The 15,842-nt window shown below is 38.6% G+C and carries 13 protein-coding genes; 8 read left to right on the top strand and 5 right to left on the bottom strand.

Features of this window, described 5'->3' with window-relative positions; translation table 11 throughout:
- The first annotated feature begins 1 nt into the window (after nucleotide 1).
- The 3 genes from ACTJKN_RS23030 (at nucleotide 2) to ACTJKN_RS23020 (ending at nucleotide 4,345) form a co-directional block, all read left to right on the top strand.
- The gene (locus tag ACTJKN_RS23030; protein ID WP_440828049.1) at nucleotides 2-1,882 is read left to right on the top strand and encodes a RagB/SusD family nutrient uptake outer membrane protein; all 1,881 of its coding nucleotides are present in this window, start codon (nucleotides 2-4) and stop codon (nucleotides 1,880-1,882) included.
- Between the two features lie 299 nt (nucleotides 1,883-2,181).
- Entirely contained in the window at nucleotides 2,182-3,213 is a 1,032-nt protein-coding gene (locus ACTJKN_RS23025) for a LacI family DNA-binding transcriptional regulator (protein WP_440828048.1), read from the top strand.
- 268 nt (nucleotides 3,214-3,481) lie between these two features.
- Nucleotides 3,482-4,345 (top strand): polysaccharide lyase, encoded by an 864-nt coding sequence (locus ACTJKN_RS23020; protein WP_440828047.1) that lies wholly within the window; start codon nucleotides 3,482-3,484, stop codon nucleotides 4,343-4,345.
- A gap of 187 nt (nucleotides 4,346-4,532) precedes the next feature.
- Here ACTJKN_RS23020 and ACTJKN_RS23015 read toward each other — a convergent pair whose 3' ends face one another.
- Nucleotides 4,533-5,699, bottom strand: a complete 1,167-nt coding sequence (locus ACTJKN_RS23015; RefSeq protein WP_440828046.1) for a chondroitinase-B domain-containing protein — start codon at nucleotides 5,697-5,699, stop codon at nucleotides 4,533-4,535.
- A gap of 219 nt (nucleotides 5,700-5,918) precedes the next feature.
- Between ACTJKN_RS23015 and ACTJKN_RS23010 the strand changes: the two genes are divergently transcribed.
- The 4 genes from ACTJKN_RS23010 (at nucleotide 5,919) to ACTJKN_RS22995 (ending at nucleotide 11,175) form a co-directional block, all read left to right on the top strand.
- The gene (locus tag ACTJKN_RS23010) at nucleotides 5,919-6,758 is read left to right on the top strand and encodes a FimB/Mfa2 family fimbrial subunit (protein WP_440828045.1); all 840 of its coding nucleotides are present in this window, start codon (nucleotides 5,919-5,921) and stop codon (nucleotides 6,756-6,758) included.
- Nucleotides 6,759-6,948: 190 nt separating this feature from the next.
- Nucleotides 6,949-7,446, top strand: a complete 498-nt coding sequence (locus tag ACTJKN_RS23005) for a phosphoheptose isomerase (protein WP_025142534.1) — start codon at nucleotides 6,949-6,951, stop codon at nucleotides 7,444-7,446.
- A gap of 139 nt (nucleotides 7,447-7,585) precedes the next feature.
- Nucleotides 7,586-8,314, top strand: coding sequence for an acyl-CoA desaturase (locus tag ACTJKN_RS23000; protein ID WP_029275826.1), 729 nt, complete (start codon nucleotides 7,586-7,588; stop codon nucleotides 8,312-8,314).
- A gap of 407 nt (nucleotides 8,315-8,721) precedes the next feature.
- Nucleotides 8,722-11,175 carry a TonB-dependent receptor domain-containing protein gene (locus tag ACTJKN_RS22995; RefSeq protein ID WP_440828044.1) on the top strand — a complete coding sequence of 818 codons (2,454 nt, stop codon included), beginning with the start codon at nucleotides 8,722-8,724 and terminating at the stop codon, nucleotides 11,173-11,175.
- 65 nt (nucleotides 11,176-11,240) lie between these two features.
- Here the strand turns inward: ACTJKN_RS22995 and ACTJKN_RS22990 are convergent, their stop codons facing one another.
- The 3 genes from ACTJKN_RS22990 to ACTJKN_RS22980 form a co-directional block, all read right to left on the bottom strand.
- A complete protein-coding gene (locus ACTJKN_RS22990) occupies nucleotides 11,241-11,534 on the bottom strand; it encodes a type II toxin-antitoxin system RelE/ParE family toxin (RefSeq protein ID WP_440828114.1) in 294 nt (97 codons plus the stop codon).
- Complete coding sequence (locus tag ACTJKN_RS22985) at nucleotides 11,530-11,733, bottom strand: DUF2683 family protein (protein WP_440828043.1); 204 nt, start codon at nucleotides 11,731-11,733, stop codon at nucleotides 11,530-11,532. Before ACTJKN_RS22985 ends, ACTJKN_RS22990 begins: the two co-directional genes overlap by 5 nt.
- A gap of 102 nt (nucleotides 11,734-11,835) precedes the next feature.
- Nucleotides 11,836-13,470: an ABC transporter substrate-binding protein gene (locus tag ACTJKN_RS22980; RefSeq protein WP_440828042.1), complete on the bottom strand. Its 1,635-nt coding sequence runs from the start codon at nucleotides 13,468-13,470 to the stop codon at nucleotides 11,836-11,838.
- A gap of 46 nt (nucleotides 13,471-13,516) precedes the next feature.
- On the opposite strand from ACTJKN_RS22980, the gene ACTJKN_RS22975 reads away from it, so the two are divergent.
- Nucleotides 13,517-13,969, top strand: a complete 453-nt coding sequence (locus tag ACTJKN_RS22975) for a hypothetical protein (RefSeq protein ID WP_440828041.1) — start codon at nucleotides 13,517-13,519, stop codon at nucleotides 13,967-13,969.
- A 312-nt stretch (nucleotides 13,970-14,281) separates the two neighbouring features.
- Here the strand turns inward: ACTJKN_RS22975 and ACTJKN_RS22970 are convergent, their stop codons facing one another.
- Nucleotides 14,282-15,619, bottom strand: coding sequence for a sigma-54-dependent transcriptional regulator (locus ACTJKN_RS22970; protein ID WP_440828040.1), 1,338 nt, complete (start codon nucleotides 15,617-15,619; stop codon nucleotides 14,282-14,284).
- Between the last annotated feature and the right edge of the window lie 223 nt (nucleotides 15,620-15,842).

Below are 15,842 nucleotides of genomic sequence, written 5' to 3'. Positions count from 1 at the left end.
GATGAATATTACATATAAAAAGATAATTCCGTTTGTGGCCCTGGCCGTCCTATTATCAGCAAATGGATGTAAAAAATCAAATCTCGATTCAGAATTATTATCGCAATTAGAGCCTCAAACCGCTTTAACCAGTGTACCAGCTATGAAAGCGGCTATAGCAGCGATCGGAGCCAATGTAAGAAGAGAATTTACCGGCGATATGGCACCCATTGTTACCGAATCTATATTTTCGGAAGTAGCTGTAGACGGAACCACCGATAAAACCACGCAGGCCCAGGATATGGATACGCGGGTAACACCCGATGCCAATCTGGACAACCCTGATTTCAACAGGATTGGGTTTTACTGGACAGAAGGTTTTAGAGGAGTACGTATGGCCAATACCGTGATTACCTATATCGATAATGTAACTTTTAAAGATGAAGCCGAAAGAAATGCCATTCTTAGTGCCGCCTATTTTTACCGGGCCTATTATTATTATCGCCTGGTACACCAATTTGGCGATGTACCATTGAATTTAAAAGATATCACATCTCCTAAACTGGATTATTTTTCGACCAGGCGTGAGGTGATATTGAAAAAAATGCAGGAAGACCTTTTATTTGCCGAGAAGTGGTTAAAGGATAATGTAGACCGTGGCGATGTAACCAAAGGCGCCTGTAGCCATCTGCTAACCAAAGTTAATCTTGCACTTGGCGATTTTGATGCCGCCATTACATCGGCCAATAACGTAATCAACAGTGGAACATATAGCTTAATGCGGAACCGTTTCGGGAGTACCGCCGGTGATGCAAGTAAAAACGTGGTTTGGGATTTGCACCGTATGGATAATAAGGCCATTGCGGCTAACAGGGAGACACTTTTTTTAACCATTGACAGAGAAACACTTGCCGGGGCTACCGATTTGGGATCGCAGGTAATGCGTAACTGCGTACCTGCCTGGCATTTTGCTAACTTGAAAACGCCATCTGGTGCCACCCAGGCCATTGTTGATGGGGTAAATGTAGAAATACCTTTAACTTTAATGTATGGCAGGGGAATCGGGCGCTACCGCGGTACCGCATACAGCACTAAAAATATCTGGACAGACAATACCGATTACCGCCATGCACAAGGCATGTGGATGAATATGACCGATCTGGTATATAACAACCCTGCTATTAAAACAGGAAGTAATGTTGCCGAAAGAGCGTTATATGGCAAACCTTTGGTAGATGTTACCCCTGCGAATGTAAACAACATGTTTTTGAACAAGGGGCTAGATACCATCCGTCATTTTTTCGGTTGGCCACACTATAAAACTTTTATCAATTCTACCAATGCACTTGCGGTTGATAAATATTGGACGCCGCCAAGAGGAACCAATACCGACTGGTATATCTTCCGTTTGGCCGAAACCTATCTACTACGGGCCGAAGCCTACTATTGGAAAGGGAATTTAGCTCTGGCGATGGCCGATTTAAACCAAGTGCGTTCAAGGGCCAATGCAGCACTGCTGACTGATGCCTCAGCAGTTACTATTGGAACAATATTAGACGAAAGAGCGAGAGAATTGTTTTACGAAGAACCACGTAAAACCGAGCTTACCCGCATAGCCTATATCTTTGCAACAACCGGTAAGCCTGCCTATAATGGAAAAACCTATAGTCTTGCAACCTTTTCTGATAATAATTTCTTTTACGACAGGATTATCGAAAAGAACGATTTTTACCGCAACAAAGTACCAACAGTATTGGGGGTAAACTTCAGGATTTCTCCATACCATGTGCTTTGGCCTGTTCCGGCAGCAGCGCAGCGCTTTAATACAGCGGGCCGTATCAATCAAAATAAAGGATATACAGGTTACGAAAACAATGTTCCGGCCCTGGATAAGATTCAATAGTTAATTGGCTTAATGTCATACAGTTTAGTGGGTTAGGGGTTAGTTTATAAAAGCTAACCCCAAATGTCATTAAGTTAAGCGCCGCGGTTGTCAGTCTGAGCGTAGTCGAAGACTTCTTGAGGTTGATAAATCGCAAATAAATGCCCTTCGACTACACTCAGGGTGACATCTTTTTGCGATTTATCCCTTAATTTAAAGACGTTGCGCTAAACTCTAATTTCCTAACCTTAAAGATTACGAGGCGCTAAACCCCAAACGCTCACCGCTTACCACATTGTAACGCTTAACCTCCTTTACCTATGGAAAATAAACCTGTTACATTAAAATTAATTGCAAAAGAGTTAAAGCTATCTATTTCTACCGTTTCCAAATCGTTAAAAGATTATCCACGGATTAAAGAAAGTACAAAGTTGAGGGTGAAGGAGCTTGCCGCCAGGTTAAATTTTACACCCGATATTTCTGCGCTAAGGCTTAGAGACCGTAAATCGAGGATTATCGGTATTATACTGCCAAATCTTTCCGACCATTTTTTTACACGCAGCATTTATGGCATGGAACAGTTGGCTACAGCGAACGGTTATAATATTATTATCAGCCAATCGCACGATAATTTTGAAATGGAAGTAACCGCTGCCGCCACACTTTTAGGCTCGAGAGTAGATGGGTTAATTGTAGCCATCTCCAAACATACTTCCGATTTCGCCCATCTCGATCAATTCGAGAAAATCGGGATTCCTGTGGTTTATTATACCCGTAATCCAAGCTTTAACCTTAACTGTCATAAAGTGTTAGGGAATACGCATCAGGGCTGCTATATGGCCACCGAATATCTGATTAGCCGCGGACATAAAAGAGTAGCCTATCTCGGTGGGCCAAAAATGGTCAATTTCAGTCACGATCGCTTCTCCGGATACATTAATGCACTTAAGGATAACGATATCCCTTTTAATGCTAATCATGTAGCTTATACCGATTTTGATGATGAAAATACCCGCGTAGCCATTAAAAACCTTTTTAGCGATCCTGAAAACGGACCCACAGCTTTAGTGGCTTTTAAAGAGAAGTTATTATTCGATACAATTAAATTTTTGCGTTCAGTTGAACATCCTTATGCTAAAAAGCTCGAATGTATAGGTTTCGGTAACGATCCTATTATTACCTATCTCAGTACTCCACCAATTGCATCAATCGAAGAAAACCCTGAGGCCTTGGGCGAACAGGCTGTTACGTTGCTGGTTAAACTTATTAATGGCGATATTGAAGCCAGAGATTATAAAAAAGTAATTGTGAACTGCAGCTTAAAGATTCACGAATCTTGGGGCCTGTTATAAAATAGGGTTTCCCAATAATTTGTCCTAAATATTTCAATCGTTGTAACATCAATTAAATCGCATTTAGCTGTTTTTAAGATAGTTGTCGTCTATTTTGAATTACATTTTTGATTAGGTTAGTGTATCAGATCAAGCTAACCAAAAAGAATAAAAAAACAGCTGCCAAATCAAATCAGTAATAAACTGTCAAGGATAGGGGATTACACCTTACTTAAAAAATAATACTAACCAAATTTTAAATCTAACTAAAATTAACATGAGTCAGAAAATGAATTCAATGCATTTTATTGCATCACTAATGCTTGTATTTTCCCTTAGCCTTTATGGTTGCCAGAAAGAGAAAGTAGCAGAACCAGTTCCAGAAAATATTGATGTTGTATCGCAATCAAACACCAAAGCAACCACAGAGGCCATTCCAAGTAATATCAATACTGGTTTTACCCATGCCGATGGCACCTACACCTACGGCGAAGCCAGTGCCGATTTTGGTGGGGCAACCTTAACAGGCTGGAACGAAAGCAGGGCCTATATTTCAGGCAATTGGGCCAGGGCTACCCTTGCACCTAATTCTGTTTCGAATGGTTTAATTGCTGGTGCTGATATATCAGACGGATCAGCATACGAAGCTACCTTTAAAGTACGTTTTCATAGCCAGTTCGATTGGAGTAGAGGCGGTAAAGTTGGCTTCGGCTTCTTAATTGGCGAAGGGAATACCGGATGCGACATTGCCAGCGATGGTAACGGAGGAAGTTTGCGTTTAATGTGGTACAATACCGGTAGCCGCGTGTTTTTTCAACCCTATGTTTACCACAGAGATATGGCTGGTCCTTGCGGCGATACCTTTGGCAAGTCTTACCCTTCATCGGGTAGCCTGGTAAAAGGCGATACTTATACAGTTCATCTATATGTAAAAAGCAATACCGGATCGAATAAAAATGGCCAGGTACAGGTCATCATCAACGGAACTACCGTATTGGATCAAGCTATCCGTTGGACAACCAACGATGCACAACGTTTGATTAAGCGGCTGTCATTCCACAATTTCAGAGGAGGAAAAGATGTTGCCGTTTGGGGCTCAAGCCAAACAAGCTACATTTATTTTGATGATCTTGTGGTAAATAAGGTTCAGTAATTAAAAAAAGCTAAAACATCGTGAGATAGGTTTGATCTATTTCATGATGTTTTTAAAAAGAGGTTCGTTATGCTGAATTTATTTTATCAGCAGTTTTTGTTATTTTAAAGGCCTAATAGCTACTTCGTGGTCAGCATCTTTCCTGTTATGAAGACCCTGAAATAAATTCAGGGTGACGTACTAATGGTTACTTCTTAACCACCTGAGCCTTTACATTCTCGAAACGGTTATTCACAATCGTATTGTTAAGAGGAGCAACACTTTGCATCACCGGTGAGGGGTACCTTTTAGTGTCGAATTTTCCAGTCCAGTCGGCATCTTTGCTATCGCCAAGCAATATCCCTGTTGTAGCATTTGATATGGTATTGTTTTTTATTGTACAATCGCTTGCAGCAATATAAAAACCGATTTCATCTTTTCCTTTTGCCATGCCGTACATTAACCGAATAGCCGTTTGGATGCCATCAATTTTATTATTGATCACCATGTGCTCCGTTCCATTAATTCTGATACCACCTGTACCTCCTTTAAATATATTACCGGCAATTATACAATCATGTCCGCCACGCATCACCAATTCCCCATCGTTATCTTCGAAATAATTGTTCAGGTATTTATTACCGCTACTTTTATTGCTAATTACTTCATTTTCGCCATTACAACGGATAAATCTGTTTTTGCGTACGGTACTTTCCGGACGCTGATTGCCCAGTAATACCGGATCTTGACCTACCTGTACACACTCACCACCATTACCATTTTGCCAGCTCACTTTCACTTTATCACTAAAAACATTATTTTCGATCAGCGTAAATTTCGGATAAGATTCTTTGGCGATTTTAACCTGCACATCCTGGTTATCTACATTTGCTGCGAAACTACAGCCTTCAATAACATTATGACTGCCATTTCCTGATACAACAACTAATGGCGTAAACTGTGAGGTGACCCTATTTCCAGAAAAGCTGCAGTTGGATATCTGGCAACTATTCGTAGCGCTGAACTCGATTAACACACTTGCTTTAGTTAATTCACAATTTTTAAAGCTGACGCCTTTGATAAAAATATAATCTCCCGAAACTTTAAATACAGCTGTAGTAACTTTTCCCGAAAAAATAACCATTCGCGGTTTTTCGGCCCTGATGATGATTGGTTTTGCCGCTGTTCCTTTTGAGTTGATCGCTAAAGCCCAATCGGCATAATTTCCATTTTTGATTTCTACTTCATCGCCAGGAACCAAAATAGATTCTATTGCCTTAAATTCTTTTTCACTGCCTATACGGTAAACTTTTGCGTTGATTTTTTGGGTAAAAATGAGCAAGAGGAAAATATAAATCGTTAGTTTTCGGATCATTTTAATGCTATTCTAGTGTTTGTCAAACATACTAAAGCTAAGGGGCATATTAAGGCACAGTCTGGTCTTTTATAAGCCTTTTTTTTAGGTATTCTAATTTTTACGGATTCTTAAAAAGTGTGCATTTTTCATTTCACAGGTGGCAATTAATTGTACAATTTAAAACCTTACTCCTTATTGGGTTGCGATTATTCTAATTTTACTTTAAAAAAAAGCCTTATGAAAAAAATCATGCTAACCATATGTGCGGTAATGGTAATGTTTTCGTCATGTATAAAAGGTCTTGGTGGACAAGTGGAATCTATGAAAAAGAACAAAATAGGCTTCAAACTTGGTGGAGTAAACCACAATGTAGGAGAGCCTAATGTTGGTTTTCCGACCGAGCCACTTAGAAATTTCATTGCACAGTTAACTATTATAGCTTACAACACAGCAGATGGTACTGAGGTGGCCAGGCAAACACAACTGGCTACAAGTTCTACATTTGGCCAGATCAACTTTGAGCTGCCTAATGGAACCTATAATTTTGTGGCAATTGGATCGAATAGCGAATTTGGCATCAATCAATTTTATGATGCGGATAAAGATAAGCCTGTTTATTTGCCCTACGCAGAGGCGAACTTTCAATATTGGCAACCAACACAGTTTTTTTTGGATAAGTTTTATAAAACATCTGATACATTTTTCGCAAAAAGGGTGGGCATCGCTGTAAATAATGATCAAACTATAGAGGTGATAATGGAAAGGATTGTAGGATTATTGAATGTTGTGGTAACCGATCTCCCAAATTACATTATCGACCTTCAAAATGATTACACTGCATATAGAATTGATACTCAAATTTCTTATAATGCAATGGAGAATGATTTTGGATCGGCACTAAAATATAGTAAAGATGGCCCCATAAGTTACTACATCATCAGAACTCATGTTCCTGTAGGCATACGGATTAGGTATGGCAGTACAGAAAAATATGTTGAGGTTAGTGTTCCCAAAAATAAGCGCACAACCTTAACTGGGCAGTTCGCGACGATGATCTTTACATCTGTTACGGAATAGTTATACTCATTTCATACGCCTGGTTAATGCAGTAAATAGGACGCTTAATTTCTGAAACAAAAAAATAAAGAGCCCGAATGGGCTTTTTTAATTTATTAGGCTTATTTTTGCGGCAAATTATAGAACCACACAGGTAAATAAATTAATGCCTGTGAACCTCGACAATCATTAGAAAACTAATATTTTATCAATGACAAACGACAAAAAAGAAATATTTGAAAGCGTAGCACAACGTTTAAAAATTGAAGGTTTTAATGTAGTAAACCGTGATGAAACGCGCCCGTGGGGTGGTTTCTTTGTAATAGATGAAGCGCAGGCGCAACAATTTGCCGATACTTATTTTGATGGATTAAACGTTGAAGATCTTAAAATTGGCGGTAAATTAAGCCCTAAAATTTTAATCGTTGCACCGAATACACGTCTTTCGTGGCAATATCACCACCGCAGAGCGGAAATCTGGCAGGTGGTAACCGGTACTGTTGGCATTAAAACCAGCCAAACTGATGAAGAAGGTGAAGTGAAAAAATATGCTCCAAAAGATCAGATCAAATTACAACAAGGCGAACGCCACCGTTTAATCGGTTTAGAAGATTGGGGGGTTGTAGCAGAAATATGGCAACATACCGATGCTTCAAACCCATCAGATGAAAGCGATATCGTACGTGTTCAAGACGATTTCGGTAGATAATAAATAATTTAAAAAAGAATCCTGTTCTATGCATTGGAACAGGATTCTTTTTATCTAAACGCTTAATTTAAAGCTTTTTTTCCACGCGATTAAAAACTAAACGCCCTCAAACTACGTTTATAAAGCATACACCCTATACATGATTATCTTCATTTTTTTTCTTTGCCATTGGTTTTTATCCCTGTTTAGCCAAACCTTTTTCCTTCACCGTTACTCGTCGCACAAGATGTTTAAAATGGAGCTTTTTTGGGAGCGGTTTTTCTACCTGATATTACTGATCTCGCAGGGCTCATCATTTTTAAATCCCAGGGCTTATGCCATCCTGCACCGGATGCACCATGCTTATAGCGATACTGAAAAAGATCCGCACTCTCCACATTTTTTTAAGGATGTTTTCGGGATGATGATAGCAACGAAAAATATGTACATGAATTATCTGCAATTTAAAATACAGCCAGAGCCAGCTTTTCAGGGTAATTATCCCGAATGGCCAATCGTTGATAAGATTGGAAATTCATGGGCCTGGAGAATTGCGTGCGGGCTGTTTTATATTGGTTTTTATGTTGCTTTTGCCAACCATTGGTGGCTGTTTATCTTATTACCGATCCACTTTTTGATGGGGCCTTTACATGGCGCAATTGTTAACTGGTGTGGTCATAAATATGGCTATTCTAACCATGATAATGATGATCATAGCAAAAACTCATTACCTTGGGATTTCTTATTAATGGGCGAGCTTTTTCAGAATAACCACCACAAAAAACCAAACAGTCCTAACTTTGCTACCAAATGGTGGGAATTCGATCCAACCTATCCGGTAATGAAGGTATTGCACTGGATGCGTATTATAAAAATCAGAAAAGTTTAAGGGAAGACTAAAGCTCAAAGCTAAGTACTCCGTTATACTATCCCGAATGTTGGGGATTTATTCCATGGTCTGTGTTCTGACAGATCATTTATTTTTTCCTGTTTGGTTTACTAAACTAACCATGGCTTTTTTCGCCGCGGAAGCACTGAAATCACGGAATTAATCTTTACAATTTGCCATCCTTTCTAATTAAGAAATATATTCTGCTTCTTGAAGCATTCATTTTAATGAGTAAACCCTGAGTGTAATCAGCGCGCATAAGGGGAAATACTGTCATCTATAATTCCTTTTACCGATGAAAGCGGAGTGTTTGCCGATAAATTAGAAGAGTTAGGGTAAAAAGTATAGGTTATAATTGTAACAAAATGCAATTTGCGTAGACTAATTACAAAAGACTAACTCTTAACATGAAAAAACTTCTACTACTTACCTTCATCCTTGGATTATTTTTTACCGCACAGGCCCAGTTTACTGGCGGCTTGGGAGGAGGACCAAAAAAATCTACCGTTACCGGACGTATCACCGCAACTATACTTGATTCTTTAACCAAAAAACCGATTGATTATGCTACTGTATCGTTGGTTAATACAAAGGATAATAAATCAGTTAATGGTGGTGTAACCGATGCAAAGGGAAAATTATCCTTACAAAATGTCTCGCCTGATTCTTATAAGTTAATGATCGGTTTTATGGGCTACAAAACAAAATCTGTTTTGGTTACCACCACACCCTCAAAACCAGATAATAATATAGGTACAATCTATATCTCATCAAGCGAAAATACACTGGCCGATGTTCAGGTTCAGGGAACAAAAGCGGTTATTGAAAATAAAATCGATAGAATGGTTTATAACGCAGAAGCCGATGGAACGAATGCCGGCGGCGATGCTACTGATGTAATGCGTAAAGTGCCGATGTTATCGGTTGATGTAGATGGTAATGTTCAGTTACGCGGTGGTGCTGTTCGTGTATTAATTAATGGTAAACCATCTGGAACTATGGCCAGTAGCGTTTCTGATGCCTTAAAAATGATCCCTGCAGAGCAGATTAAAAGTGTAGAGGTAATTACCAGTCCATCTGCCAAGTATGATGCAGAAGGCTCGGGTGGTATCATCAATATCATTACCAAAAAATCTAATGCACAGGGCGTAAGCGGAACAGTTAATGCTTCGGCAGGTACACGCCAAAATAATGGTGCATTTAATTTAACCGCAAAAACAGGCCGCTTAAGTGTAAATGCAAGTTTGGGTACAAACCTGGCCTATGCTCAGGATTCAAGAGTTTTATTTGAAAATACTACCCGTACTGATACCATTGGTAAAACAACGATAACTAATATCATGCAGGATGGGGTTTCTAAATGGAGCCGTAAAGGGTATAATGGAAGTTTTGGTGTTGATTATGATTTTAATGCCTATAATAACGTGAGCTCCAATATAAAGTACAATAACTTTTCAAATGGTGGCCCCGGAGAAGCAGATTATGTTTTAAATAATGTGCCGTTTAAAAATATCAGTGATATGGATATGGGCTTTAATAACTTCGACTGGAATGTAGACTATAAACATACTACTAAAAAAGAGGGAGAGGAGTTTACCATGTCTGGTCAATTATCATCAGGAAGAAATACAACGGATTTTCAAAACGAAATTATCGGCAGCTCATTCCCTGCTGTAAACAATAACAATACAGGTAAAAATCAAGAGTACACTATACAATCAGATTATACTTATCCATTTAGCAAATCGACAATTTTAGAGGTAGGTGCAAAGGGGATTTTCAGAAACATCAACAGTGAATTTTCCAATAATGCAAACCAGGATTTTGAATATAAACAAGATGTAGCCTCAGCATATGGTGTAATCAGTTTCAAATTGAGTAAAAAATTAAATTTTAAAGGTGGTTTAAGGTCAGAATATACAGATATCAGTTTTAATACCGAAAAAGCAGGGATACAGAAAAATGATTATTTTAATGTGTTTCCCAGTGCAATCATTTCACAAACACTCAAAGGTAATGCAACTTTGAAATTAAGCTATAACCGTAGGGTACAAAGACCAAGTTTAGCTTATTTAAATCCTTTCCGTAATGAAAGCGATCAGTTTAATATCAGACAGGGAGAACCAACATTACGCCCTGAGTTAAGCGATAACTTAGAACTGGGTTATTCAACTTTTATTAAAGGATCTGTGATCAATGCATCGGTATTTTACCGTCGCACAGGCGGGGTAATCGAAAGTTCTATCACTCCATTAAAAGAAAATGGGTTTGAAAAAACATTATCCACCTATATTAATGTCGGTGTAGCACAAACTTATGGTGCAAATGTTTTTGCCTCATACAATCCAAAACCGAAATGGACTTTGATGACCAACCTTGGCGTGAATACTTACGAGGTAAGTAATACACAAACAGGTTTAAGTACCGGAACGTTTTTAAACTATAATATATTTGGCCGTTCTGCCTACGGATTTGGTAAAGGTTATAATTTCGAATTGTTTGGTGTGGTAAACTCGCCAAGAAGAACTTATCAGGGTAAAACAGATGCGATGGTATTTTATGGTGCTTCGTTCAAGAAAGATATCCTAAACAAAAAAGGGTCGATCGGTATTAATACCCTGAATCCTTTTACAAAAGATCTGCATATTAAAACGGTTAATAACTCGGTTACAACACTCGGAAATAAGGTAAGTACCCTTTATCAAAGTACTAACATTTATTACCCATTGCGTTCTTTTGGTGTTAACTTTAGTTATTCTTTCGGTAAGCTTAAATTTACAGAAAAGAAGAAAATCAAAAACGACGATGTGAAGCAAGATCAGCAACAAGGAGGTGGAATGGGCGGTGGCGTTCAGCAATAAAACCCAATCTAAATATACAGTTCAGGCTTCCCGATCAATCGGGAGGCTTTTTTTGTAAAATTTAATTAAATATCTAGAGGCTCTTGCTGATTATTCCAGAAAAACAATATATGGATAGCATTATTAGTGACGCGATAAAAGACCGAAGTTTGTTTTGTAATCAGACCAATCCTTACATTTACTTCAAATGAGGACTCTTTAAACATATAAGGGTGTTCTGAAATTAATTTTATTGTTTTTTCTGCTTTTTTGATAAACTTATCAGCAACGCTATCCTCAAACTTTTGTTGTATGAAAAGATAAACCGAGGTAATTGTTTCTTTTGCTCTTTTTGTGTAAAAACATTTAAAGCCATTAATTGCCTATCATTTCCTTTATACCTTTATATGGTGTTAGGTCACCTGAGTCAGCCTGTTGCAAAGATTCTTTAACGCCCTTTATTACCGCTTTGGGTATTACCTCACTTTTTTGTTCAAAAGCGATTTTCATAACTTTCATAACCGCTTTTAAAGCAGTCAACTGTTCTTTATTCTCAGGGTAAACAATTAAAGCATCCATATTCAAAATTAAAGATAATTATTGCCATTAGCAATAAAGCTTTGTCATTCTCCAATTGATAAAGTTTCTCTATACAGCGAAAATGAAAAATAACGTTTGTTTCTAAGTTTTCCTTATCCGCTTCAAAATCATCAGACTCAACGGATTAAAAGAATATCCGCTAATGTTGTTTTGAAGCATCACTACAGATTGATCGTAGAACAACGGAACAACCGGCGCATAATCCATTACCATCTGATCCATTTTGCGGTACAGCTCAAAGCGTTTTTCGTTATCGGTTTCATAATAGCTTTTCTCAAACAGCTGATCGAATTCTTTATTGTAAAAAGCAGTATAATTTGGTCCATAAGGGACTTTGTTTTTTGAGTAAAACATAGAAAGGAAATTCTCTCCATCGCCATAATCGGCCAGCCAGGAACCACGGAAAAAGTTTACGCTGTTTTTCGACATTAAATCCCTTAAACTAGCACTTGGGCTTACATCAATTTTAACTTTAATACCTACGGCAGTAAGCTCGCCCTGAATAAATTCGATCAGGTCTTTATAAGTTGTGGTTGTATTAAGGGTTACTTCTCCCATACCTTTACCTTCCGGGAAGCCAGCTTCCGCTAAAAGTTTAGCAGCAAGTTTTGGGTTATAAGCATACCCTTTAACAGCCAAACTATCAAAACCAGGCATGCCTTTAGGAATGAAACCAGATGTTGCCGCTATGCCAATGCCATTTCTTAGGTATTTAATCAATCGGTCACGATCTATTGAATAATTAATAGCCTGCCTGATTTTTTTTAAGCGCAATGGCGATTTCTTCACAATCGAAAGATTGGTATCAACCAATATACCAACATACTCGGTACACAGGTATGGGCTTTTGGTTAATGTAAATTTTCCTTTGTACTTCGAGGTCATCTTTCCGCTTTTGGTCAGGATATCGTCGCGGTAACTGCCGTCTACATTATAGTAGAAATCCAGATCCTTTTTCAGGAAACTCATGAAACCACTTTGTTTATCGGTGATGAAGCTGGCTTTTATGGCATCAAGATAGGGTAGTGCAATCCCTTTGGCATCTTTTTCAAAATAATGCTCGTTTTTTAAAAGCACTAATATTTCACCTTCTTTCCAGTATTTAAATTTAAAAGGGCCGGTACCAACAGGATGGCTTCTAAAATCTTTACCATAATGTTCTACAACTTCTTTGGGTACAACAGAGCAGTATTGCGTAGTGAGTAAACTCATAAACGGCGGGAAAGGACGCACCAGTTTGATCTGGAAAGTAGAATCATTTAACGCGATAAAATTATGCTTATCCTTCACTTTGTCACTAAAAATCCACCCGCCCGATGAGGCGACCTTTGGGTCAATTAAACGATAAAAACTATATACAAAATCACTTGCAGTTACCTTTCGGCCTTTGCCATTTTTAAAAATAGGATCATCATGAAAGTAAACATCGTTGCGCAGGTTAAAAGTGTAAGTTAAGGCATCTTTCGAAACCTGCCAGCTTTTGGCTATGCAGGGCAGTGTTTGCAAGGATGAATCGATCTGTACCAAACCATTAAAAATCTGGTTGGTCATCCAGATCGCATTCTGGTTGCGCGCAAAGGCCGGATCAATAGAGGTTAAACCCTGATCAAGATTAATATTAAAGACTTTTTTGTCCTGATGATCAGCATTCTCCTGACATGAAAAGAATAAGCTTACACAAAAAAACCAAAATATATAATTAAATGAGCTTCGCATGCGATTAGGAATGTTATTTTTGCACAAATTAATAAATTTAATGCAGATGTCTTTTTTAAACGATTTATTTATCGGCCTCGATGCTGTTCAACAAGAAGAATTACAGGAACGTTTAGATTTAGTGGAGCATAAGATTAAGTTTATGGATAAAATGCCTGTAGTCTGCTTAGATACGAGCAACAATCCGGAATATTTTTTATCAGAAGAAATTTCGCTGGCAGGTGGAATGATAGAGACTGACATACTAAGCGCTGTTTTTATTATTTATTATCAGCCGGGTAAAACTCTAACCGATTTAATGAGAGAAGTTCCTGCGGCATTAAATACCGATTGGCAAGCGGTGCAGAACAACAGAATCATTTTATTGAATGACGATGTTAACCGCGAAAGAACTGCCGAAAATGCCGTTTCGCTAATAGAAGATATCGCCGAAATGTTACACCCGGGTTCTTTTATCTTTGGCCACGAAGGTGATAAATGGATCAGGTTTGGCGCATAGAGATTCTGAGATTTGAGATGTTAGATTTGAGATTGGAGACGAAAACTTTGCAACTTCACAACATTCCATGCTTCCATGCTTGCGCTCGTTTCCAAACGAGTGCATAAATAGTAAAGCGATTTAGTCGTTTGAGACGATAAGCAATTCAACGCTTGTGGCCTAATCTTATGGGTAGGTTGGCAGCCTGTTAGCTAAAAGATTGGTTTTTCTGTCAGATAGAAATATCTGACAGCACCAGAAAATTTTACAACTTCCAGCCTGTAAACCTTCCAATTTTTACCTTTAACCTTCCGGCCCTCTACCTTCCAGCCTTTAAATTTCCTTAATCTGGTACTCTTCTATTTTGCGGTAAAGTGTGGTTAAACCGATTCCCAGCAATCGCGAGGTTTCTGTTTTATTCCCTTTGGTATGGATGAGCACTTTTTGAATGTGCTGCTTTTCTATCTGTTGTAGATTATAATCGTTTTCTATTGGTGCAAATTCAAAAAATTCAGGAGGTAAGGCGGTAGGGCTTAAAGTATCTCCATCTGAAAGGATTACCAAACGTTCGATCACATTTTTAAGTTCCCGGATATTTCCTTTCCAGCTATGATCACCGAATATTGATAATATCTTATCATCCATTTTTGGTGCTGATCGGTTTACCTTATCTGCAAATTCTTTCAGGTAAAACTTAGCCAATGCAGGGATGTCTGCTTTGCGCTCGCGTAGCGGAGGTAAGGTAATGGTGAAAACCGAGAGCCGGTAATAAAGATCGGAGCGGAATTTTCCAGAAGTTGCGTCAGCTTTTAAATCTTTATTTGTGGCGGCTAAAATCCGAACGTTTACCTGCTGCGTTTGCGTATCGCCTACTTTGATAAAAGTCTGGCTTTCGAGTACACGCAACAACTTTGCCTGTAAATCGAGGTTCATCTCGCCGATTTCATCCAGTAATAATGTGCCACCATTAGCCTCTTCCAATAGACCTTTCTTGTCTTTATTGGCGCCTGTAAAAGCCCCGGCTTTATATCCGAAGAGTTCGCTTTCCAATAAATCAGGGCTAAAGCCGCTGCAGTTTAAGGCCACAAATGGTTTTGCTGCTCTAGGGCTTTCGTAATGGATAGATTGAGCGAAAACTTCCTTCCCGGTTCCGGTTTCGCCCAATAACAAAACAGTAGTATCAGTTGCACTTACTTTCTTAGCCAGATCAATCGCTTCCTTTAAAGCTTTTGATTGACCGATTATGGTTTCGAAGCTGTGTTTTTTAGCAATTTTGTTTTCAAGATCGGAAACCCTGCGCTGCAGATTTGATTTATCCATCGCCTTGTACAAAAGCGGAATAATTTTGTCGTTATCATCGCCTTTTACCAGATAATCAAATGCCCCGTTTTTAATTGCCAAAACGCCATCGGCAATGGTGCCATAAGCGGTAAGATTTATAATTTCGACATAAGATTTTATGGCTTTGATATCTTTAACCAGCGCTACTCCATTAACATCGGGTAGTTTAACATCACTGATTACAATGCTGACATCGTTATCTTTAAGCAATTTAAGGCCTTCTTTTCCAGTATTGGCCTGTAAGGTCTTAAATCCTTCTAATTCTATAATCCTGGAAAGTAAACTGCAGATTTTCTTTTCATCATCGATGATGAGCACCATGCCATTCATAGGTAAAATTTATGCTGCAATATTAAGTATAAAAATATCGAAAGATGACGGGGTGGATAAAATAAACGGCTTTGGTTTTTATGCTTCAGACTCTGGACTCCCGACTCCGGACTTATTTTTCTTCCTCCGGTCTGTGTCCCACAGAACGAAAGGATAAATATTGCAAATTGGATTTGCAAAAGAAAGAGGGGCTGTGGTGATATAGACCAAGGGTTGAGATTAA

Origin of the sequence: Pedobacter sp. 22163, from assembly GCF_052045595.1 — a bacterium.
Taxonomy (GTDB): Bacteria; Bacteroidota; Bacteroidia; order Sphingobacteriales; family Sphingobacteriaceae; genus Pedobacter.
This window is presented reverse-complemented; position numbering and strand designations above follow the sequence as displayed.

Coding starts and splice junctions, on each gene's coding strand:
- ACTJKN_RS23030 (WP_440828049.1), top strand. CDS start 2: ATGAATATTACATATAAAAAGATAATTCCGTTTGTGGCCCTGGCCGTC.
- ACTJKN_RS23025 (WP_440828048.1), top strand. CDS start 2,182: ATGGAAAATAAACCTGTTACATTAAAATTAATTGCAAAAGAGTTAAAG.
- ACTJKN_RS23020 (WP_440828047.1), top strand. CDS start 3,482: ATGAATTCAATGCATTTTATTGCATCACTAATGCTTGTATTTTCCCTT.
- ACTJKN_RS23015 (WP_440828046.1), bottom strand. CDS start 5,699: ATGATCCGAAAACTAACGATTTATATTTTCCTCTTGCTCATTTTTACC.
- ACTJKN_RS23010 (WP_440828045.1), top strand. CDS start 5,919: ATGAAAAAAATCATGCTAACCATATGTGCGGTAATGGTAATGTTTTCG.
- ACTJKN_RS23005 (WP_025142534.1), top strand. CDS start 6,949: ATGACAAACGACAAAAAAGAAATATTTGAAAGCGTAGCACAACGTTTA.
- ACTJKN_RS23000 (WP_029275826.1), top strand. CDS start 7,586: ATGATTATCTTCATTTTTTTTCTTTGCCATTGGTTTTTATCCCTGTTT.
- ACTJKN_RS22995 (WP_440828044.1), top strand. CDS start 8,722: ATGAAAAAACTTCTACTACTTACCTTCATCCTTGGATTATTTTTTACC.
- ACTJKN_RS22985 (WP_440828043.1), bottom strand. CDS start 11,733: ATGGATGCTTTAATTGTTTACCCTGAGAATAAAGAACAGTTGACTGCT.
- ACTJKN_RS22980 (WP_440828042.1), bottom strand. CDS start 13,470: ATGCGAAGCTCATTTAATTATATATTTTGGTTTTTTTGTGTAAGCTTA.
- ACTJKN_RS22975 (WP_440828041.1), top strand. CDS start 13,517: ATGTCTTTTTTAAACGATTTATTTATCGGCCTCGATGCTGTTCAACAA.
- ACTJKN_RS22970 (WP_440828040.1), bottom strand. CDS start 15,619: ATGAATGGCATGGTGCTCATCATCGATGATGAAAAGAAAATCTGCAGT.